General features: G+C 70.8%; 17 protein-coding genes. 6 read left to right on the forward strand and 11 right to left on the reverse strand.

Features of this window, described 5'->3' with window-relative positions:
* Positions 1 to 39 precede the first annotated feature (39 nt).
* Positions 40 to 861, forward strand: coding sequence for a YceI family protein (locus EV562_RS29485; RefSeq protein ID WP_133889906.1), 822 nt, complete (start codon positions 40 to 42; stop codon positions 859 to 861).
* Here EV562_RS29485 and EV562_RS29490 read toward each other — a convergent pair.
* On the reverse strand, positions 844 to 1,554 hold the full coding sequence (locus EV562_RS29490) for a GAF and ANTAR domain-containing protein (protein ID WP_133889907.1): 711 nt from the start codon (positions 1,552 to 1,554) through the stop codon (positions 844 to 846). The genes EV562_RS29485 and EV562_RS29490 overlap by 18 nt on opposite strands.
* Positions 1,555 to 1,572: 18 nt before the next feature.
* Positions 1,573 to 2,355: an ANTAR domain-containing protein gene (locus tag EV562_RS29495; protein WP_166662057.1), complete on the reverse strand. Its 783-nt coding sequence runs from the start codon at positions 2,353 to 2,355 to the stop codon at positions 1,573 to 1,575.
* A 207-nt stretch (positions 2,356 to 2,562) separates the two neighbouring features.
* On the opposite strand from EV562_RS29495, the gene EV562_RS29500 reads away from it, so the two are divergent.
* Positions 2,563 to 3,000 carry an STAS domain-containing protein gene (locus EV562_RS29500; RefSeq protein WP_243860244.1) on the forward strand — a complete coding sequence of 146 codons (438 nt, stop codon included), beginning with the start codon at positions 2,563 to 2,565 and terminating at the stop codon, positions 2,998 to 3,000.
* 9 nt (positions 3,001 to 3,009) lie between these two features.
* Positions 3,010 to 3,480: a PPOX class F420-dependent oxidoreductase gene (locus EV562_RS29505; protein WP_133889909.1), complete on the forward strand. Its 471-nt coding sequence runs from the start codon at positions 3,010 to 3,012 to the stop codon at positions 3,478 to 3,480.
* Between the two features lie 132 nt (positions 3,481 to 3,612).
* Here the strand turns inward: EV562_RS29505 and EV562_RS29510 are convergent, their stop codons facing one another.
* The 8 genes from EV562_RS29510 to EV562_RS29545 form a co-directional block, all read right to left on the reverse strand.
* Entirely contained in the window at positions 3,613 to 4,371 is a 759-nt protein-coding gene (locus tag EV562_RS29510) for a TetR/AcrR family transcriptional regulator C-terminal domain-containing protein (protein WP_133890059.1), read from the reverse strand.
* Between the two features lie 145 nt (positions 4,372 to 4,516).
* A complete protein-coding gene (locus EV562_RS29515; RefSeq protein ID WP_133889910.1) occupies positions 4,517 to 6,019 on the reverse strand; it encodes an MFS transporter in 1,503 nt (500 codons plus the stop codon).
* A 58-nt stretch (positions 6,020 to 6,077) separates the two neighbouring features.
* Entirely contained in the window at positions 6,078 to 8,276 is a 2,199-nt protein-coding gene (locus EV562_RS29520; protein WP_133889911.1) for a glycosyltransferase family 39 protein, read from the reverse strand.
* Positions 8,273 to 9,850, reverse strand: coding sequence for a glycosyltransferase (locus EV562_RS29525; protein WP_133889912.1), 1,578 nt, complete (start codon positions 9,848 to 9,850; stop codon positions 8,273 to 8,275). Before EV562_RS29525 ends, EV562_RS29520 begins: the two co-directional genes overlap by 4 nt.
* Positions 9,851 to 9,864: 14 nt before the next feature.
* Entirely contained in the window at positions 9,865 to 11,415 is a 1,551-nt protein-coding gene (locus EV562_RS29530) for a HAMP domain-containing sensor histidine kinase (RefSeq protein WP_133889913.1), read from the reverse strand.
* The gene (locus EV562_RS29535; protein WP_166662058.1) at positions 11,412 to 12,149 is read right to left on the reverse strand and encodes a response regulator transcription factor; all 738 of its coding nucleotides are present in this window, start codon (positions 12,147 to 12,149) and stop codon (positions 11,412 to 11,414) included. Before EV562_RS29535 ends, EV562_RS29530 begins: the two co-directional genes overlap by 4 nt.
* 125 nt (positions 12,150 to 12,274) lie before the next feature.
* Positions 12,275 to 13,177, reverse strand: a complete 903-nt coding sequence (locus EV562_RS29540) for an amidohydrolase family protein (RefSeq protein WP_133889915.1) — start codon at positions 13,175 to 13,177, stop codon at positions 12,275 to 12,277.
* 83 nt (positions 13,178 to 13,260) lie between these two features.
* Positions 13,261 to 14,142, reverse strand: coding sequence for a DUF2797 domain-containing protein (locus EV562_RS29545; protein ID WP_166662059.1), 882 nt, complete (start codon positions 14,140 to 14,142; stop codon positions 13,261 to 13,263).
* A 98-nt stretch (positions 14,143 to 14,240) separates the two neighbouring features.
* Here EV562_RS29545 and EV562_RS29550 point away from each other — a divergent pair, with 98 nt between their 5' ends.
* Positions 14,241 to 14,594 carry a helix-turn-helix domain-containing protein gene (locus EV562_RS29550; protein ID WP_133889917.1) on the forward strand — a complete coding sequence of 118 codons (354 nt, stop codon included), beginning with the start codon at positions 14,241 to 14,243 and terminating at the stop codon, positions 14,592 to 14,594.
* Positions 14,595 to 14,640: 46 nt separating this feature from the next.
* On the opposite strand, the gene EV562_RS29555 is transcribed toward EV562_RS29550, so the two are convergent.
* Positions 14,641 to 16,128: a penicillin-binding protein 2 gene (locus EV562_RS29555; protein WP_133889918.1), complete on the reverse strand. Its 1,488-nt coding sequence runs from the start codon at positions 16,126 to 16,128 to the stop codon at positions 14,641 to 14,643.
* 224 nt (positions 16,129 to 16,352) lie between these two features.
* On the opposite strand from EV562_RS29555, the gene EV562_RS29560 reads away from it, so the two are divergent.
* Positions 16,353 to 16,847 (forward strand): DUF6010 family protein, encoded by a 495-nt coding sequence (locus EV562_RS29560; protein ID WP_243860246.1) that lies wholly within the window; start codon positions 16,353 to 16,355, stop codon positions 16,845 to 16,847.
* Positions 16,848 to 17,277: 430 nt separating this feature from the next.
* The gene (locus EV562_RS29570; RefSeq protein ID WP_133889920.1) at positions 17,278 to 20,061 is read left to right on the forward strand and encodes a restriction endonuclease; all 2,784 of its coding nucleotides are present in this window, start codon (positions 17,278 to 17,280) and stop codon (positions 20,059 to 20,061) included.
* Positions 20,062 to 20,092 lie beyond the last annotated feature (31 nt).

The raw sequence follows: 20,092 nt of genomic DNA on the forward strand, positions 1-20,092 counted from the left end.
TTACGACCACTTTCTGAGCCTTTGCAGGGAGAAAACGGGATGGGACTGACCGCGAGGATCCGAACGCGGGACGGATGGGCCGTGTCGCACGCGGTCGTCACGGTGACCGACATGACCGGCGTCCAGGTACTGCGCGCCGAGGCGGACACCGAGGGCGCCGTGCGGGACACCACCCCGCTCACGCCCGGGGCGTACACCGTCATCGTCACCGCGGTCGGCTACGCGCCCGCCGCCTCCAGCGCGATCGTCACCGCCGGCGGCCGGGCCGAGGTCGGCACGGTGACGCTGGCCCGCCAGGGCGGCACCGAACTGCCGCCGCCGGGACCGTGGACGGTCGACCCGGCGCACTCCGCCGTCTCCGCCGTCGCCCAGCACCTCGGCATCTCCAGCGTGCGGGGCCGCTTCACCGACTTCGCCGCCCTCGTCGAGATCGCGCCGGACGACGTCACCAAGTCCCGGGTGGAGGCGGTGATCCGGGCGGCCTCCATCGACACGGGCAACGGCATGCGCGACACCCACCTGCGCTCGGCCGACTTCCTGGACGTCGAGCGGTTCCCGGAGATCACCTACTGCTCCACCCGGGTGAGCGAGGCCGGCCCCGACCGCTGGACCGTCCACGGCGAGCTGGGCCTGCACGGGGTCGTCCGCGAGGTCGACCTGGACCTGGCCTACCTCGGCACCGGCGCCGACCCCTGGGGCGGCACCCGGGCGGCCTTCCGCGCGACGGCGGAGCTGCACCGCGAGGACTTCGCCATGAACTACAACCAGGTCGTCCAGGCCGGCATCGCCGCCATCGGCACGACGCTCAGGGTGGAGCTGGACATCCAGGCGGTCCAGGGGGAGTCACTTCCGGCCGTGTGAGGCACCGTCGGACGCCCGGGCCACCACCTGGGCGCACAGGTCCCGGAGCTTGACGTTCCGGTCCTGTGAGATGCGGCGCAGCCGCTGCATGGCCCGGTGGGCGTCGATGCGCTCCCGGGCCATGAGCATGCCGATCGCCTGGTCTATGACGCTGCGGGAGAGCAGGGCGGTGCGCACGTCGGCCGCCGAGGCCTGCCGCCGCTCGAGGCGCAGGGCCTCGTCGACCGCGTCCGAGACCCGCTCCGCGAAGGCGCGGGCCTCGTCCCGTCCGCCGGCCAGGGAGTCCGGCTCCAGGCCGTACAGGTTGAGCGCGGCGCCCGTCTCGCCCTTCACGGCCAGCGGCAGCGCCAGCACACAGCGCACGCCGGTGGCCAGCGCGTACTCCGTGTACGCGGGCCAGCGGGTCTCAGCGGCCAGGTCGGGGGAGTACATGACGCTGTCCGTCTCGGCGGCGTCCACGCAGGGCCCCGACCCGTTCTCGTACTGGCGCAGGTCCAGGCCGCTGGGCAGGCCGGTGCTGCCCGCCAGGGTCATCAGCCGCTCGGCGCGGCGCACCGTGACCGAGCAGGCGTCCGCACCGGGCACCTCCTGGACCGCCCGGTCGGTCAGGTCGCGCAGCAGTGTGTCCAGGCCTTGGGTGCGCGCGATGGCGTGATCCAGCGTCTCCGTGCCCGTGTCCGTGGTCTGCGTCATGACCGTACGGATGTCCCCTCAGCGCTCGGCCACGCCTCGGCCGCCCGGGCCCGCGTGGGCGTCGACGATGCGGCGGGCCAGGTCGCGCAGTTTCACGTTCTCCCGCTGCGAGGCCTTCACCAGCGACTCGAAGGCGGCGGCCGCGTCGATGTCCAGGCGCTCCATCAGGATGCCGGTGGCCTGGCCGATCAGGTCCCGGGTGCGCATCGCCTCGGTGAGCTGCTCGCGCACGGTCGCCGACTCCAGGGCGAGGGAGACGTGCGCGGTGAACAGCCGTCCGACGCGGGTGGCGTCCTCGTCGAAGGCCTGCGCCTTGCGGGCGTAGGCCGTCAGCACGGTCAGCCGGCGCCGGTCGGCGCGCAGCCGCAGGGACAGCGCCGAGCGCAGGCCGAGCCGGGACAGGGTGTTGTCGCCGCCGGCCTCGCTGTCGTCCGTGCGCACCACCGGCGTGGCCCACAGGCGCTCCCAGTCCGGGTGCGGGATGTGACCGCCCTGGCCGCCCTGGCCGCCCTGTCCGCCCTGGCCGCCCGGTCTGGGCTCGGCGTCGAACCGTACGGTCTCGTCGGTCCAGGCGAGGGTGCGCAGCCGGCCGCCGCGCTGGATCTCCGCGATGCCCGCGTGCTCGGCGTCGGGCAGCAGGCGCACCGCCAGTCCGGCGGCCGTGTTCAGGGTGTCGCCGGGGCTGCTCGTCGCGTGCAGGTCCCGGGCCGCCGCCGTCAGGGCTTCGGCCAGCTCGAAACCCACCGGAAAACGCGGCAAATCAGTAAATTCGGACGCAGCCACCACGAACCTCTTCGGCATGCGCGGCCTCACGGCCGTGCGCAGGAGAGCTCCGCAGCACATTCCCGACTGCGAGCACAGGACGAACAGCACTTTAGCTGCTCGGTTGCCTGCCGGTGACGTTCGGTCGACGGACCGGGCGGACGCCTTCCGCGCCCCAACGCCGCGTGGTGGAATGGGCGCAGGGTCAGGAAGCGGCCCGCCGAGAGCCCGACGGACGTCTGTCAGGTGAGCGCTGTGCCCTTCCTCTCCCAGCCCGGTGAGCCGAGTGAGCCGCGGGATCCGCCCGGGTGCGCCGTGCTCGCCATGCCCGACGAGATCGACTTCTGCAACGCCGCTGGGCTGCTGCCCCTGATCATGGCCGTCGTGGAGCAGCGCCGCGACACCCTGCGCCTGCTCGTCCTGGACCTCTCCACGACCCGTTTCATGGACTCCCAGGGGGCCCGCCTCCTCACCGCCGTGCGCCGCGGCCTGCCCGGGGCCGCCCGGCTGCGCGTGGTGGCCGTCCCGGGGGGCCTGCCGAGCCGCGTCCTGGAACTCTCCGGCCTGCGCCGCGACGTGCCGGTGCACGACGACCTCGCGGAGGCGCTGGGCGCGGTGAGCGGGGCGGCGGGGAGCCGCCGCCCGGCGGGCGGTGGGACGGCGGGGAGCGGCACGGCGGCCTAGGCTGGCGGCATGGCACCGAACATCGCGACGAACACCCGTGTTTCGCTGGACGAGTTGCTGGACTTCGTGCGCCCCCGGCACCGGGCGATCCTGCTGACCCGGCGGGCCGACGGGAGCCCTCAGGGTTCGCCGCTGACCTGCGGGGTCGACGACGCCGGCCGGATCGTCGTCTCGACCTACCCCGAGCGGGCCAAGACCCGCAACGCGCGCCGTGATCCGCGGGTCAGCCTCATCGTGCTCAGCGACGAGTGGAACGGCCCCTGGGTGCAGGTCGACGGCACCGCCGAGGTCATCGACTCGCCCGACTCCGTGGAACCGCTCGTGGAGTACTTCCGCAACATCTCCGGCGAGCACCCCGACTGGGACGAGTACCGGCGGGCCATGGTCGCGCAGGGCAAGTCCATCGTCCGGGTGACCCCGCAGAAGTGGGGACCGGTGGCGACGGGCGGCTTCCCGGCTCGGTTGGCGTCGGACGACTGAGGGCGGCCGAGGGCGGCCGGGGTCGGCCGGGGCCCGGATCGGCCGACGGCGGCCCGGATCGGCCGAGGCGGCTTGCCCGCCCGGCCGGCGTCGGACGACCGAGGCCGGCCGGAGCGTCCGCCCGGCGCCGGGTCAGCCCCGCTCGACCATGGCGTCGATGCCCGCGACGAGCAGGTCGAGGGCGAACTCGAAGTCCCGGTCCAGCATCTCCGCGACGGTGTCGCCGCCGCGGGCCGCCATGATGTCCTGGGCGCTCTCGATGACGCCCGCGGTGTCCGGCACCTCGGTCACGGCGCTCATCGAGTCCCGGTAGTACTCCTCCGGGCTCAGCCCGGTGTCCGCCACCCGGGCGAGGAAGCGGCCCTCGATGGTGCCGTAGCCGTAGACGAACTGGAAGACGGCGGAGATGGCACCGGAGAGACGGTGCGCGGGCAGCCCGCTGCGGCGTACGACGTTCTGCACCGCCCGGGAGAAGGCCAGCGAGTGCGGCCCGATGTTGAGGTAGGTGCCGACCAGCCGGGACGACCAGGGGTGGCGCCCGAGCAGCGCCCGGTTCTCCCGGGCCAGCGCGCGCAGCTCCTCCCGCCAGTCCAGGCCGGCGTCCGGGTCGGGATGGCGCAGCTCGCCGAAGACGGCGTCCAGGGCGAGTTCGAGCAACTGGTCCTTGGTGTCGACGTACCAGTAGACGGACATCGCGGTGACGTTCAGCTCGGCGGCCAGGCGGCGCATGGAGAACCCGGCCAGACCCTCGGCGTCCAGCAGCCGGACGGTGACCCGGGTGATCCGGTCCCGGTCGAGACCTGACGGCTGTCCGCCACGGCGTCCGCTGCGCCGCCCCTCCCCCGACAGCCACACGCTGTCCCGCGGCCCCTGACGCCGTGCTTTCGCCATGCGCACCTTCCCCTCGGCTCCGTCGATGCCGGACATGCTAGGCGCCTCCTCAAGGACGCGGTGCGTGACCATGTGCGGCTCCGTCACGCGCGCGCGACCAGCCACGACGGTCCCGCGTCCACGCGACTGCCCCGTTCCCGGGCTCTCAGCCGTCCACCCGCTCCGCCCGCCGCAGCAGCACCGCGGCCACCACACCGCCCAGCAACACGGCCGCCGCTCCCACCAGCTGACTGTTCTCCAGCCCCGAGGAGAAGGCGCCGATGACCTGTCCGCGCTCCCGCTCCCCCTGTGCCGAGGCCAGCGCGGCCGGCAACGACGTCGCCGCGACCGGCGCCAGCGCCGCGAACCGGGAGGTCAGCACCGCGCCGAGCACGGCCACGCCCAGTCCGTTGCCGAACTCCGCCAGCGTGCCGTTGACCCCGGCGCCGACCCCTGCCCTGGCCGGCGGGATCGCGCTCATCAGTGCGTGCGCCATGGCCGGATTGCCCAGCGCGCACCCCACGCCGATCAGCAGCAGCCCCAGCAGCGTGCCGGCGTAGCCCTGCCCGGTCAGCGTGGCGATGGCCACCAGGCCCGCCGCCATCAGCACCATGCTCAGCAGCACCGCCACCGGCGTACCGAGCCGGGCCAGCCACTTCGCCGCCACCCCGGAGAAGTTGAGCAGCACCACCGTCAGGGCCAGCGGCGCGGTGCGCAGCCCGGCCTCCAGCGGGCCGTAGCCGAGGACGAACTGCAGGTGCTGGGTGAGCAGGAACAGCGCGCCGCCCATGCCGAAGGTGATCAGCACGAGACCGGCCACCGCGCCGGTGAAGCGCTGGTCGCGGAAGAGCCCGAGGTCGAGCATCGGGTACGGGACGCGGCTCTCCCAGTGGCCGAAGAGGGCGAGCACCGCCACCGCGGCGGCGGCCGTGGTCAGGACCCGTGCCGACGTCCAGCCGTGCTCGGGACCGGAGATGACCGCGTAGACCAGCGCGGCCATGCCGATCGTGGAGAGGACGGCGCCGAGCAGGTCGGGCCGTTCGGCCTGCCGGCTCCTCGACTCCGGGACCAGGGTCACGACCGCGAGCAGGCCGAGCGCCACGACCGGCAGGTTGATCAGGAAGATCGCCCCCCACCAGAAGTGGTCCAGCACGAAGCCGCCGATCAGTGGCCCGCAGGCGAAGCCGAGCGCGCTGACCGCGCTCCAGACGCCGATCGCCTTGGCGTGCTCGGCGGGCGCGAAGATCTGCATCACGACGGCGAGCGTGGTGGTCAGCAGCAGCGCGCCGCCGACACCCATGCCGGCCCGCGCCGCGATCAACTGGCCGGTGGTCTCCGCGAGTCCGGCCGCCAGCGAGCCGAGCCCGAAGAGGGCCAGGCCCGCGGCGAGCATCTTCTTGCGGCCGTACCGGTCGGCCGCGCTGCCCGCGGTGAGCAGCAGCCCTGACTGGACGAGCGAGTAGGCGTTGATCATCCACTGGATGTCCGAGGTGGCCGCCCCCAGCTCGTCGGTGAGCGAGGGGACGGCCACGTTCAGCACGGTGTTGTCCAGCACCACCGTCAGCTGGGCGAGGCTGATGACGGCGAGGATCAGCCAGCGCCGGGGGTGGCCCTGGACGGAGGGCGCGGTTTCCCGTTCCTCGGCGGATTCCCGGGGTGATGTCGTCATGTTGTACAGCGTATAGGAGTGTACCTGTACGCTGTACAACAACTGCGCGTCCGCAGGGTCAGTCCACCGGCGACGTGAGGTCGTAGAAGGTGGCCGAGCCGGCCGTGACCTCCTTGAAGTGGGCCTCGACCCACGAGCTGATCTGCGACGCGGTGCCGGAGTCGCCGCCCGTGCCGCCGCCCGTGCCGCCGCCGATGAAGTAGTGGATCCTGCCGTCCGCCACGTACTTCTCGAACTGCGCCAGGGTCGGTGACGGGTCCGTGCCGTTGAAGCCGCCGATCGCCATCACCGGTTCACCGGTACCGAGTTGGTAGCTCGCGGCGTTCTGGGAGCCGATCGCGGCCGCGGCCCAGGTGTAGGCGTCGGCGTCGGTCTCCAGCAGCTCCTTCGCCTCGGTGCCGACGTCGGCGCCGTTGAGGAGGCCGCCCATGCCGCCGCCCATGCCGCCCCCCGCGCCCGTCCGGCCGCCTTCGCCTGCGGGGCCGCCGCCCGTTCCTCCGGCCGGACCGTTCCGGTCGGTCCCGCCGGCGCCCGGAGCGGTGCCGCCACCGGGGAAGCCGCCTCCGGCCCCCGGACCGCCCTGGCCCTGCCCCTGGTTCTGGCCCTGCCCCTGCCCGGGTGCGTTGCCGCCGCCCGGGAAGCCGCCGCCGGGGCCACCGCCCCGGCCGCCCGGGCCGCCGCCCGTGCTCGCGCCCGCCGGGCCGGCCGTGACGATGGAACCGCTGTGCCCCTCCCGCACGGTGCTCAGCGTGTACGCGGTGGGCGCGGCCAGCGACGCCACCAGGCCGAGGCCCGCCGCCGCGAGGGCGGTCCGCCGTCCCAGCCGCCCCGCGAAGACCAGTCCGAGCGCGGCGACCAGACCGCCGACCAGGACCGGCACCCGCAGCCAGGGCAGGTAGTCGGGCGTACGGTCGAGCAGGACGTACCCCCAGGCCGCGCTCGCCGTGACGGCGGCGGCCAGGGCGAGCGAGGCCCAGATCCGCCCGCGCCGCTCCCACAGCGTCGCCGCGCCCATGCCGACGACCGCCGCCAGGTACGGCGCGAGGGCCACCGTGTAGTACTGGTGGAAGATGCCGGCCATGTAGCTGAAGACGGCCGTGGTCGTCAGCAGCGAACCGCCCCAGACCAGGAAGGACGCGCGCGCGGGGTCCGTGCGGCCCGCGCGGCGCACGGCGACCAGACCCGCGGCGAGCAGGATCAGGGCGGCCGGGAGCAGCCAGGAGATCTGGCCGCCGATCTCGGAGTTGAACATCCGGTCCCAGCCGGTCTCACCCCACTGCCCGCCGCCCCCGCCACCGGGGCCACCGCTGCCGCCGACGCTGCCGCTCTCCTCGCCGTTGAGCCGGCCGAGGCCGTTGTAGCCGAAGGTCAGCTCCAGGAAGCTGTTGTTCTGCGAACCGCCGATGTACGGCCGGGACGACGCCGGCCACAGCTCGACGACCGCGACCCACCAGCCCCCGGAGACGACGATCGCGGCGGTCGCCAGCGCGAGCTGCCCGAGCCGCTTCCTGAGCCGGACCGGTGCGCAGACGCCGTAGGCGAGGGCGAGCGGGGGCAGGATCAGGAAGGCCTGGAGGGTCTTCGCCAGGAACGCGAAGCCGATCGCGACGCCCGCCCACACCAGCCACCTGGTCCGGCCGTCCTCCAGCGCCCGGACGACGAGGTAGCAGGCGACGGACATCAGCAGCGCGAGGAGTGCGTCCGGGTTGTTGAACCGGAACATCAGCGCCGCGACCGGGGTGAGCGCCAGCACGGCGCCCGCGATCAGGCCCGCCGCGGGGCTGAACCGGCGGCGCACGGCCGCGTACACGACGGCGACGGTGCCCACCCCCATCAGCACCTCGGGGACGAGGATCGACCAGGAGGAGAGACCGAAGATCCGCACCGCCAGCGCCATCGGCCACAGCGCGGCCGGGGGCTTGTCGACGGTGATGGCGTTGCCCGCGTCGAGCGACCCGAAGAAGAACGCCTTCCAGGACTGGCTGCCCGCCTGCACGGCCGCCGAGTAGAAGGAGTTGGCGTAGCCGGAGGCGCTCAGGTTGCAGAGGTAGAGGACGGCGGTGGCCAGCAGGAGGCCGAGGAAGGCGGGGCGTACCCAGGCCGGGTCCTCGGGGCGGCCGCGCCACAGCCGTCCGGGCCGGGGCCGCCGCGACGGGCGCGACTGCCGGTGGGCGGGCGCGGGCGGCGGGCCCCCGTCCTCGCCGCCGGGGGCGCGCGAGGCGTCGGCGGACGCGGCCGGGTCGTAGTGCGTCGTCATCGGGCGTCCCTCGGGTCGGTGTCGGCGGGGCGTACCGGCCGGCGCCGCACGGTGGCGTCGCTCCGGCCGCGGTACGCGGCAGTGGGGTGGGGATCGAGGTGGGGCTCGGGCAGGCGGTGCTCCGGTACGCGGGGCGTCTGCGGGTGGGCCTCGGGCAGGCGGTGCTCCGGTACGCGGGGCGTCTGCGGGTGGGCCTCGGGCAGGCGGTGCTCCGGTACGCGGGGCGTCTGCGGGTGGGCCTCGGGCAGGCGGTGCTCCGGTACGCGGGGCGTCTGCGGGTGGGCCTCGGGCAGGCGGTGCTCCGGTACGCGGGGCGTCTGCGGGTGGGCCTCGGATCCGGCGTCGGGGAAGACCCAGGCGCGGAAGAGCAGGAAGCGCAGCACGGTGGCGGCGAGGTTGGCGGCGATCAGCACCGCCAGTTCGGTGGAGTGGTCCGGGTCGGCCGTCGCCGCGCTCAGGGCGGCGAGGGAGCCGCTGGTCAGCGCGAGGCCGATGCCGAAGACGACCAGTCCCTGCGCCTGGTGCCGCACGGCGCCGCCCCGGCCGCGCACGCCGAAGGTCAGCCGCCGGTTGGCGGCGGTGTTGGCGACCGCGGAGACCAGCAGCGCGAGCGCGTTGGCGAGCTGGGAACCGGCGACGTGACGGAAGCCGCTGTAGAGGAGGAGGTAGAAGAGGGTGGACAGGACGCCGACGACGCAGAAGCCGACGAGTTGCCGGGCCAGCCCCTGCGGTACGCCGGTCAGGTCGCGGTCGCGCGGGTCGTCGCCGAAGGGGCGGCTCAGCCGGTCCAGCGGCAGCGAACCGGTGGCCAGGGCCTTGCCCACCCGCCACACGCCCCTGAGGTCCTCGGCCGCGGTCCGCACGATGTGCACGGTGGAGTCGGGATCGTCCACCCAGTCGACCGGCACCTCGTGGATCCGGCACCCGGCGCGCTCGGCGAGCACCAGCATCTCGGTGTCGAAGAACCAGCCGGTGTCCTCCACCAGCGGCAGCAGTACCTGGGCCACGTCCCGGCGGATCGCCTTGAAGCCGCACTGGGCGTCGGAGAAGCGGGCCTGCAGGGAGCCGCGCAGGATGAGGTTGTAGGTGCGGGAGATGAACTCGCGCTTGGCGCCGCGCACCACCCGCGAGCTGCGGGCGAGCCGGGAGCCGATCGCGAGGTCCGAGTGACCGGAGATCAGCGGGGCCACCAGCGGCAGCAGCGCGTTGAGGTCGGTGGAGAGGTCCACGTCCATGTAGGCGAGGACCGGGGCCTCCGAGGCCGACCAGACGGTCCTGAGGGCCCGGCCGCGCCCCTTCTGCTCCAGCCGGACGGACCTGACCTCCGGGAGGCCGGCCGCCAGACGGGCCGCGACGTGCGGGGTGCCGTCCGTGGAGGCGTTGTCGGCGACGGTGACGCGGAAGGCGTACGGGAACGTCCGGGTGAGGTGGTCGTGCAGTCGGCGGACGCACGGCCCGAGGTCCTTCTCCTCGTTGTAGACGGGGATCACCACGTCCAGGACAGGCGTACCGGCTCCTGCGGCCGGGAGGTGCTCCCGCGCCGGCAGGGAGCCGGGAGAAGAGTCGGTTCGCATGCGACCGACTGTTCTCAACTCCCCTGTCGCACCCGTGTGGTGAGACTGTGCTGCGCCTGTGAGTGACCCGCCGCGGCGGGCTCGTCCTGTACGGCGGGCAGCCACACGGTGAAGACCGTGCGCCCCGGCGCGCTGTCGACCGTCACGCCACCGCCGTGCGCGGTCGTCACGGCCTGCACGATCGCCAGCCCGAGGCCGGTCGAGCCGGACACGCGGGAGCGGGCGGAGTCGCCGCGCGCGAACCGTTCGAAGACGTGCGGCAGCAGCCCGGCGGGGATGCCGGGCCCGTCGTCCGCCACGTCCACGCACACCCACCGGCCGTCGCGCCGCACGCGCGCGGTGACGGTCGTGCCCGGCGGGGTGTGGTTGCGGGCGTTGCCCAGCAGGTTGACCAGCACCTGCTGGAGCCGGGCCGCGTCCGCCGACACCAGCGCCGGTTCGTCCGGCAGGTCGAGCCGCCAGGTGTGGCCGAGGCCGGCCGCGCGGGCGTCGCTGACGGTGTCCACGACGAGCGGTACGAGATCGGTCGGGCCGAACTCCAGCGGTCGTCCGGCGTCCAGGCGGGCGAGCAGCAGCAGGTCCTCGACCAGCAGGGTCATGCGGCCGGCCTCGGACTCGATGCGGCCCAGCGCGTGCCGGGTGTCGGGCCCGACCTGTTCGCGGCCCCGGCGGGTGAGTTCGGCGTAGCCCCGGATGGAGGCGAGGGGGGTGCGCAGTTCGTGGCTGGCGTCGGCGACGAACTGCCGTACCCGCATCTCGCTCTGCTGCCGGGCGTGCAGGGCTCCGTGGACGTGGTCGAGCATCCGGTTGAGCGCGGAGCCGACCCGGCCGACCTCGGTGTGCGGGTCGCACTCGGACGCCGCGACCCGTTCGTCGAGATTCACCTCGCCGGCGTGCAGGGGGAGTTCGGAGACCCGGCCGGCGGTGGCGGCGACCCGGCGCAGAGGGCGGGTGGCCACGCCGACGATGACGGCCCCGGCGAGGGAGGCGGCGACGAGCCCGGCCGCGGTGACGCTGGCCTCCACCAGGACCAGGGTGCTGATGGTGCCGTCGGCTTCGGCGGTGGGCAGGCCCGCGTAGTAGCCGTCGTGGTACTCGACGCGGTAGTCGCCGAGACCGGGGATCGCGACGGTGTGCGGATCGCCGTCCCGGGGGACGGAGGCGAGCGCGCCGCGCTGGTCCTCGTCGAGGGAGACCGCGGTCGTCCTGCTGGGTTCCGTGCTCTCGTCGTTCTTCTCGCCGTACTTGGCGTCGACGACGGCGCCGTCCCGGGTCTCGGCGACGATCGTGTCGCGCGGCTGGGGGCCGCCGTGGGTGACGAACTCCTCGAGGTCGACCCGTTGCGGGCTCACCGCACCGGACCCCGGCGCGCCCGGCGGCCCGAACCCGGACACCCGCCTCGCGACCTCGCCCACCTGCCCGTCCAGCTGCTCGTACAGGTGCGAGCGCAGCGCCACCGTCGTCACCGTGCCGATCACCGCGCACACCACCGCGATCAGCGCCACGGACGCGACGACGAGCCGCGTCCGCAGGGTCCGCGGCCGCGGTCGTCGCCGCCGGGTCATGCCGTGGGCTTGATCAGGTACCCGGCGCCGCGCCGGGTGTGGATCATCGGTTCGCGCCCCGCGTCGATCTTCCGGCGCAGGTACGAGATGTACAGCTCCACGACGTTGGCCTGCCCGCCGAAGTCGTAGGACCACACGCGGTCCAGGATCTGCGCCTTGCTCAGCACCCGCCGCGGGTTGCGCATCAGGAAGCGCAGCAGCTCGAACTCGGTGGCGGTGAGGTGGATGCCGTCGCCGCCCCGGGTGACCTCGTGACTGTCCTCGTCGAGGGTCAGGTCACCGACGACCAGTACGGAGTCGGAGCGCCGGTCGGCGGCGCCCGAACGCCGGATCAGTCCGCGCAGCCGGGCGACGACCTCCTCCAGGCTGAACGGCTTGGTGACGTAGTCGTCCCCGCCCGCCGTGAGGCCCGCGATCCGGTCCTCCACGGCGTCCTTGGCGGTCAGGAAGAGCACCGGCACGTCCGGCAGGTCGCGGCGCAGCCGCCCCAGCACGCTCAGGCCGTCCATGTCCGGCAGCATCATGTCCAGTACGACGGCGTCGGGCCGGAAGTCGCGCGCGGCCTGGACGGCGCCGTGGCCGTCCCCGGCGCTGCGGATCTGCCAGCCCTCGTAGCGCAGGGCCATGGACAGCAGTTCGGTGATGGACAGCTCGTCGTCCACTACAAGCACCCGGACGGGGCTCCCGTCCGGCCTCAGCAGTTCGGTGCGCCCCTGGGGCGAGGTCGTGGTCATGCTGGACACCCTGGCGGGGTGCTCTGAGAGGGCCCTTTCCCCAAGCTGTGATTTCTCTGAGAAACGCACAGCGGCCGCTCAGGTACCGCCCGGGCGGCGCCGCTCAGCCTCCGCGGAGCCGCCGCTCAGTCCTCCGCGGAGCCGCCGGGCAGCCCGAACAGCCGGGCCGCGTTGTCGTGGCACACCCCGCGCAGCCACGCGTCCCCCAGTCCGAGCCGCTCCAGGGCGCGCAACTGGTGCAGGTAGGGATAGGGGATGTTGGGGAAGTCGGTGCCGAGCAGGACGCGGTCGCCGAGGTCCGCCAGCCGGGACAGCGCACGGCGCGGGAAGGGCGCGAGCCGCTCGCTGAAGTCGGTGAACACCATGGTGGTGTCCAGCCGCACCTCCCCGTACCGCCCGGCGAGGTCCAGGAAGTCCTCGTACTCGGGCATGCCGAGGTGGGCGACGACCAGGCGCAGCCGGGGGTGGCGGGCCAGGACCCGGGCGATCGGCTCGGGCCCGGTGTGCTTGCCGGGCGCCGGGCCCGAACCGCAGTGGACGACCACCGGGACCCCCGCCTCGGCGAGCACGCCCCACGCCGCGTCGAGCAGCTCGTCGGCCGGGTCGTACGCCCCCACCTGCACGTGCGCCTTGAAGACCCGCGCCCCGTCCTCGACGGCCCGCCGGACGTACGCCTCGACGCCCGGCTCGGGGAAGAGGGTGGAGGTGTGCAGGCAGTCGGGCGTCCGGCGGGCGAAGCCGACCGCCCAGTCGTTCAGCCACTGGGCCATGCCCGCCTTGTGCGGGTAGAGCATGGCGGTGAAGGCCCGCACCCCGAACGCGCGCAGCAGCTCCGCCCGTTCGTCCTCCTCCTGCCGGTAGGTGATCGGCCACTCGACCCCGCCGGTCAGCGGCCCGAGGGCGTCGAAGTAGGCCCAGACCTTGCGCAGCACGCGCTCGGGCATGAAGTGCGTGTGCACGTCGACCAGCCCGGGCAGCCCGAGCCCCTCCCAGAACCGGCGGACCTGCCCGGCCTCCTGATCACTCATGCGGCCACGATCGCGCCCCGCGCGCTCCCGGACAAGGGGGCCGGGAGCAGGGCGATCCCCGGGTGGCGGTCCGGGAACCGAGGTCAGAACAGCCCGTCCTGTACTCCGGCGGCTCCTTTGAGGTCCCGCACGGGCACGGCGCACGGCTCACCCTCGGCGGACACCAGCTCCCACCCCGTCATCAGCCGGGTGTCGAGCACCACGACCCCGCGCTCCGTCGCCAGATGCAGGTCCGGCCCGGCCGCCGCCACCAGCGCACCCCCGATCGCGCCGCCCGCCACCAGCTCGGCCACCTCCGCCACGGCGGCCGGCCCGCGCCCCGGCCCCCCGATCCCGAAGACACCGGCGTGATCGACCCCCCGGAACGGCTCCGGCGTCAGCGCCTCCGGCCAGCCGCCGAGGGCCACCGCCCGCGCGTGCAGGCCGGCGATCTCTGACGCCCGCTCCGCCTCCGACTCGGGCAAGTGGGCCCGCACGGCGCGCTTGTGGGCGTACGGGATGCGGTCGGGCACGCCCAGCGCGGCCCGCAGCAGCTCCTCGGTCCTGCGGGCGGCCATCAGCGGCCCGCAGCCCAGCCAGGTGAAGCACACGGCCCCCTGCTCCAGCAGCCGGGCGGCTCCCCTCTCCCGCGCCGTGATCCCCACCTTGACGAGCCCCGGACCGAACCACGCCAGATAGACGCGGTACGGCCGCGGATCGTCCGCCACGGTGTCGGCGGCCACGGAGTGGGCCCGGTCGAGGCGCGCGCACTCCTCGCACCGCGCTCCCGTGCTCCGCCCCGGCACGCCGGCCCGCACGGGGCACGCGTGCCCGCGAGCTCCCACACAGGTCCGCACACCCCCCTCGGCGACCCCGAAGGCCAACCGCTTCCCCCGGGCCGGCACACTGCGCCGGCCCCCGACCCACGTCAGCACGGGGCCGTCCGCCGACCACCGCAGCCCCGCGCACTTCCATGCCTGTGCCATCCCCGCCGACAGTAGAGGACCCCACTGACAACGCCCGGCGACGGAATCGGGCGGGCACTCACTCATGGTGAGCGCCCGCCCGGACGTACCGTACGGTCATGGCGGAAAGCGAAGCGGTCTGCCCCGAGCGCCTGGTCATGGAGCACGTCACCAGCCGCTGGGGCACCCTGGTCCTGATCACCCTGCTGGAGCGCCCCCACCGCTTCAGCGAGCTGCGCCGGGAGATCGGCCGGGTCAGCGAGAAGATGCTGGCCCAGACCCTGCGGACGCTGGAGCGCGACGGCCTGGTCCACCGGGACGCCAAGCCCGTGATCCCGCCCCGCGTGGACTACTCCCTCACCGACCTCGGCCGCGAGGCCGCCGAACAGGTCCGGGGCCTCGCGCGCTGGACGGAGCGGCGGATGGCGGCGGTCGAGCGGGCCCGCGAGGCCTACGACGCGGCGAGGCCCTGACCCACCGCCGTCCGCGCCGGCGTCACGGCGTCACGGCCTCACGACGTCACGGCTTCAGCACGGCCTCCATCACGCTCTTGGCGATGGGCGCGCCGAGCCCGCCACCGGAGATGTCGCCGCGGGAGATGTCCATGTCGGTCGGGTCGATGAACACGGCCACCGCGACGGAGGACCCGTCGTCCTTCTTGCCGTAGGACACGAACCAGCCGTACGGCACCTCGTCGTTCACGTCGACACCGCGCTGGGCGGTACCGGTCTTGCCGCCGACCGTGATGCCGTCGATCTGGGCCCGGCGGGCGCTGCCCTCCTTGGCGGTGAACTCCATCATCTCCTGGACCTTCTGCGCGGTCTCGGCGGAGACCGCCTCGCTCATCACCGCGGGCTCGGTCTTCTCCAGGGTGTCCAGGTCCGGCCCCTTGACCTCGTCGACGACGTACGGCTGCATCACCTTGCCGTCGTTGGCGAGGCCGGCGGTGACCATGGCCATCTGCATCGGGGTGCTGGTGAGGCTGCCCTGACCCATGCCGGTGAGGGCGGTGCCCGGCGCGTCGAGGTTCTCGGGGTAGAGGCTCTTGGTGGCCAGCAGGTCGCCGAAGTCGTCGGAGTAGACGTCCTCGTTGAAACCGAACTTCTCGGCCGTCTCGCGCAGCTTGTCCTGGCCCAGCTTGGAGGCGGCGTCGAGGAAGACGTTGTTGCAGGAGTGCTGCATGGCGGTCTTCATCGAGGCCTTGTTGCAGACCGCGTCACCCGCCTCGCTGCCGATCTTGTTCCTGGACTGCGGCAGCGGATACGGGGAGACGGCGTCCGTGCGGGCGTCCACGTCGGTGACGACGCCGTGCTCCAGCGCGGCGGCCGCGGTGAGGATCTTGAAGGTGGAGCCCGGCGGGAAGGTCTCCCGCAGCGCGCGGTTGGCCAGCGGCTTGTTCTTCTTCTTGTCGAGCGCCACGAAGCGGTCGGACTCCTTGAAGGTGCTGCCCGCGAACGCCGACGGGTCGTAGGAGGGCGCCGAGACCAGCGCCAGCACCTTCCCGGTCTGCGGGTCGAGCGCGACCACGGCGCCCCGGGCGCCCTTCAGGTCGGTCAGCCCGTCCCAGGCGGCCTTCTGCGCCTTCGGGTCGATGGTGGTGACCACCGAACCGGGCCGCCGCCCCTCCCCGCTGACCACGTCGGCGAACCGCTGGAAGGCCAGCCGGTCGTCCTTCCCGGTGAGGATGGAGTCGTAGGTCTTCTCCAGCAGCGTCATGCCCTGCGCCTGTGAGGCGTATCCGGTCACGGGCGCGTACATCGGCCCGTCGGCGTAGGTCCGCTTGTACTTGAGGTCGGTGCTCTCGGTCTCCTTGGAGCCGGTGACCGCCCGGCCGCCGACGACTATGTCGCCGCGCGGGGTGGCGAACTGCTCGATCTGCACCCGCCGGTTCTTGGTGTCGGAGGCCAGCTCCGGGGCCCGGACGTACTGCAGCCAGTTGGCGCGGACCAGCAGGCCGAGCACCAGCAGCCCGCAGAAGATCGCCACGGCCCTCAGCGGCTTGTTCACCGTCGGCCTCCGTCGAGACGCGGCCGGTCGGATATGAAGACTGGTCCTCTCAACATGCGCACACCTTAGACACAGTTGGGCACTGTGATCACGTCCGGTCGGCCACAACCGCCGTGTCGTCCGACTCCCGGCACCCCTGGCCTCGAATCCCGTCGGCGAGAATCGGTCGGAAACTGTCACTCACGCCACTGGGACCCGCCCCGAACGCTGCTTAACGTGCCCGCATGAACCTCGCCGGCCTCCTTCCCTACGTCACGCCGATCGGCATCGGCCTGCTCGTCGTCCTCCTGCTCTCCCTCGTCCCGGACCCGCACCGCCGGCCCCTGAACGCCGTCGGGATCGCCGGGGCGGGTGGCGTCTACTTCTCGGGCGGCGGCATGGGCGGCTGGGAGCTCCCGTTCGGCGCGCTCCTGCTGTACGTCGCCTACCGGGGCCTCACGTCCTGGACGTTCATCGGCATCGGCTGGCTGCTGCACACCGCATGGGACGTCGTCCACCACCTGAAGGGCAGCCCGATCCTCCCCTTCGCCCACGACTCGTCACTGGGCTGCGCGATCTGCGACCCGGTCATCGCCCTGTGGTGCCTGCGCGGCGGCCCGCACCTGCGCGCACTCGTCCCGGGCCGTCGCGTCCACTCCGGACGGGCCACCACACGACGGAACGGCGGGGGTACGGAACCCGGTCGCGTCGGAACAAAAGCCGGAAGCCCCGTGGATTAATCCGCGGGGCTTCCGACTCACTGTGCACTCGGCAGGATTCGAACCTGCAACCTTCTGATCCGTAGGATCGGGCGCGGCGTTGAGCGGGGGCCTCGCCTTCTGTCGGACTGACCGTTGACGCTCGTAAGCGTCGGTCTCCGTGTGCCGCCGTTGCCGTCAGCGTTGCCGTCAGTCCTGAACCGTGGTCACCGGGTCGCAGCCTACGCGGGACTTCGGATCCTACGAGGCTGAGAGTTGCGGCCAGCTTCTACGGGTTCGAAGCCTGCGCACGGCCCAGGCGCACGCCGTCTCTGCGGCGCGGCCTGCCTCCTGTCTTCGCCCGGGCTGGCGCGCCCGGCGGCGCTGCGTGCGTGCGGGCTCTGGTAGGGCCGCCTAGTCCAGCTACCGCAAGCTCATCTCGGTTGTCACACCTCGCAGTTACTCTGAAGCAATGGAGCGCCTAGCCGTACAAGATCACCAGGTACTGGTCCTCGCTGCAGGGGACACGGTAGCGGCCCGCAACAATGCCAAAGGCCACCTGTTCGAGAACTTCGTTGCGCTCCTTTTGCACGAGTACGGCTATGAAGCGCCCACAACAAGTGATCTGAACGTGCATTCAGACGGAATCGAGATCGACGTTTCCGCCACCAACACGATCACTCACCACAAAGCAATCGTTGAGTGCAAGGCGTACACATCCAACGTTCGAGCGCAAGCATGCACTTCTTTCATCGGGAAACTGCAGCTAGCACGGTACGAGACTGAAGATAATGTCTTCGGATACTTTTTCGCCCTGCCTCGCCTCGTCGCAGAGGGCGAGGAAGTAGCGAGAAAAGCACGGACTAAAGACAAGCACTTCAGATACTTCAACGTGACAGACGTCGTCGATCTCCTCCGGAAGCGTCAGCTTATTTCAGAGCTCCCAGAGAGCAACTCTGCCGCTACTCGCCTACTCAGTGATCCCGCAATCATCATCACTGAGCACGGAATCTACAGCTGCGCCAAATCCCTAGATCGTGCAACCCATCGAGCCGACTCCGTACTAGTTTGGGGCACCGAAGCCACGTGCGTACCCGAGCCGGTCATCGAATTGCTCGAAGGTGACTCCTACGCGACAGGTCTCCCCATTCGTACAACTCAGGGCGAGGACCCACGCAGAACGCCGGCAACGCTTGAAGATGAGGCACTTCCGACGATCGTCCGAGTAAGAGGAAGCACGGAAGACTTCGAATACCAACTGCCAGCCTCCCCCCAACACTTCGTCGGCCGGGGATCTGCGGTACAAGATCTGGAAGCCTTCGTTAGTCAAAATCGGGGAACTCTAGTACTGAATGCGCAGTCCGGCTGGGGAAAAAGTTCTCTTGCGCTGCAACTGAAAAAGATTGTGGAAACGCGCGCTGGCTACGCAATGATCGTAGACAGCCGAACCGCCACGTCTGCCCGATTCATCAGTGAAGTGTTACGCGTAGCCGCACACGAGGCGGGTGGACTGGGCGTAATTAAGTTGCCTGAGGACTCTTCATGGGCTAGCTTGGCTAGTTCTATTTGGACTCTTCAAAGAGCAGAATGGAACAGCCAGGGCAAGCCGTTCCTTGTGTTCTTCGACCAGTTCGAGAATGTTTTTCAGGATGAGCGCATGACACAAGAGTTCAGAGATCTAACTCTGATGGTACGTGACTCAGAAATTCCTCTCCTCGTCGGGTTCGCCTGGAAGACTGACCTTGTCGCATGGACAGAATCGCACCCCTTTCGCCTCCGCGACGAAATCAGGACTGCCAGCACTTCCATCTCGGTAGGCCCCATGAGGGCGCGCGAGATTGAAACACTGTTGCGTCGATTGGAGAAAAAGCTCAGTACCTCACTGTCTCGCGACTTGAGGCAAAGGCTCAGAGAATATTCCCAGGGACTACCGTGGCTTTTTAAGAAACTGAGTGGCCACATCATTCGCGAGTTGCAGGCTAGGCAGAAAAGCCAGGAGCAACTCGTCAGCGAGGCATTGAACGTTCAGAGTCTTTTCGACTCAGATCTTTCAGGCTTGTCTCCTATCGAGAGTGAGGCACTTCGCCATATTGCGAGATTTGCTCCGGTGTCAGCCGTCGAAGTCACGGAGCGATACAACAGCGCTGCAATTCAATCACTCCTTGACTCGCGGCTCGTTGTCGCGCTGGCGGGTAAACTAGACACCTATTGGGATACGTTCCGGGATTTCCTGAACACTGGCCGCGTTCCAATCGAGGACTCGTATATTGTTCGTCAAAGTCCGCGCGCTGTAGCAGAGCTGCTGTATTCCGTTCTGGCGCAGGGCGGCGATGCTTCCGTTGGCGATCTATCCGTGGAGCTCAATGTCAGCACCAAGGTCATCTACAATCGCTCACGGGAACCCCGACTTTTTGGCTTGACCGCATATGAGCCCAACCGTGTGCGCCTACTTGACGAGGTGCTTAACGCGGAAGATATCGAGGCAGAAATGAGGCGCAGGGTAGCATCTGCACTTAGGAGGAATAGAGCATACTCTGCATTCCTCGGCCTAGCCGAGCGGCATGGCGACCGGGTCACTGTAGCCATGTACTCACGCGAACTTACTAACGTATTCCCCGCAGTTGAGGCCCAGTCAAAATCCTGGCTGGAGTACGCACGCTCGTTCACTATGTGGTTTCACTACGCCGGCCTGGCAATCATGGATGCTGACCAGCTTCAGGTGCCTCCGGATGGCTACGTGCCCACTGGCACACTACGCGGAGGACGCACACGTAGCCGGAATGGCGAGTCCTTCACTTTGCGGACACCAAAGGCGGCATTTGACATGCTGAAACAATTGTCAACTAGCCCCATCACCGTAAGACAGTACAGGGCGCTTCCTCAAAGGAATCGCCGAGCCTTGACTGAACTCCTAACTCTGAATCTAGCTCAGCGACTCAACGAAGACATTCACATAGCAAACGATGTCCTCGACAGCTCCGGGCAGGTGATCCCGTCGAAAGTTCTGAGAGCTTTGCAGAGTATCCCGGGAGGTGCCGAAGCTCTCAACCTCATTGAGAGCGATCCCCGGGTAAGCAATTACGAGCTGGGCGTCGTCATGCAAGAGGCTCTCGGGGCCGTGTGGGAGGAGTCCACGGTATGGCAGGTGGGAAAGGATTTCCGTTCATGGGCCAAAAGGGCAGGGGCTCAGGTTGTCCGCGCCCGAGTATTTGAGGCTTCCTCGGAAGAAGATGAAGAACCTTACCGTCTCTTCTGAATCGAAGCCTAGAGGAGCCCTTCCACCCTAT

Source organism: Streptomyces sp. BK208 (genome assembly GCF_004364245.1).
Lineage (GTDB): Bacteria > Actinomycetota > Actinomycetes > Streptomycetales > Streptomycetaceae > Streptomyces.

What these genes read in the sequence shown, in the direction of transcription:
- EV562_RS29535 (WP_166662058.1), bottom strand. Translation starts at nt 12,149, where the DNA reads ATGACCACGACCTCGCCCCAGGGGCGCACCGAACTGCTGAGGCCGGAC.
- EV562_RS29520 (WP_133889911.1), bottom strand. Translation starts at nt 8,276, where the DNA reads ATGACGACGCACTACGACCCGGCCGCGTCCGCCGACGCCTCGCGCGCC.
- EV562_RS29505 (WP_133889909.1), top strand. Translation starts at nt 3,010, where the DNA reads ATGGCACCGAACATCGCGACGAACACCCGTGTTTCGCTGGACGAGTTG.
- EV562_RS29495 (WP_166662057.1), bottom strand. Translation starts at nt 2,355, where the DNA reads ATGCCGAAGAGGTTCGTGGTGGCTGCGTCCGAATTTACTGATTTGCCG.
- EV562_RS29550 (WP_133889917.1), top strand. Translation starts at nt 14,241, where the DNA reads ATGGCGGAAAGCGAAGCGGTCTGCCCCGAGCGCCTGGTCATGGAGCAC.
- EV562_RS29485 (WP_133889906.1), top strand. Translation starts at nt 40, where the DNA reads ATGGGACTGACCGCGAGGATCCGAACGCGGGACGGATGGGCCGTGTCG.
- EV562_RS29515 (WP_133889910.1), bottom strand. Translation starts at nt 6,019, where the DNA reads ATGACGACATCACCCCGGGAATCCGCCGAGGAACGGGAAACCGCGCCC.
- EV562_RS29525 (WP_133889912.1), bottom strand. Translation starts at nt 9,850, where the DNA reads ATGCGAACCGACTCTTCTCCCGGCTCCCTGCCGGCGCGGGAGCACCTC.
- EV562_RS29540 (WP_133889915.1), bottom strand. Translation starts at nt 13,177, where the DNA reads ATGAGTGATCAGGAGGCCGGGCAGGTCCGCCGGTTCTGGGAGGGGCTC.
- EV562_RS29570 (WP_133889920.1), top strand. Translation starts at nt 17,278, where the DNA reads ATGGAGCGCCTAGCCGTACAAGATCACCAGGTACTGGTCCTCGCTGCA.
- EV562_RS29490 (WP_133889907.1), bottom strand. Translation starts at nt 1,554, where the DNA reads ATGACGCAGACCACGGACACGGGCACGGAGACGCTGGATCACGCCATC.
- EV562_RS29510 (WP_133890059.1), bottom strand. Translation starts at nt 4,371, where the DNA reads ATGGCGAAAGCACGGCGTCAGGGGCCGCGGGACAGCGTGTGGCTGTCG.
- EV562_RS29560 (WP_243860246.1), top strand. Translation starts at nt 16,353, where the DNA reads ATGAACCTCGCCGGCCTCCTTCCCTACGTCACGCCGATCGGCATCGGC.
- EV562_RS29530 (WP_133889913.1), bottom strand. Translation starts at nt 11,415, where the DNA reads ATGACCCGGCGGCGACGACCGCGGCCGCGGACCCTGCGGACGCGGCTC.
- EV562_RS29545 (WP_166662059.1), bottom strand. Translation starts at nt 14,142, where the DNA reads ATGGCACAGGCATGGAAGTGCGCGGGGCTGCGGTGGTCGGCGGACGGC.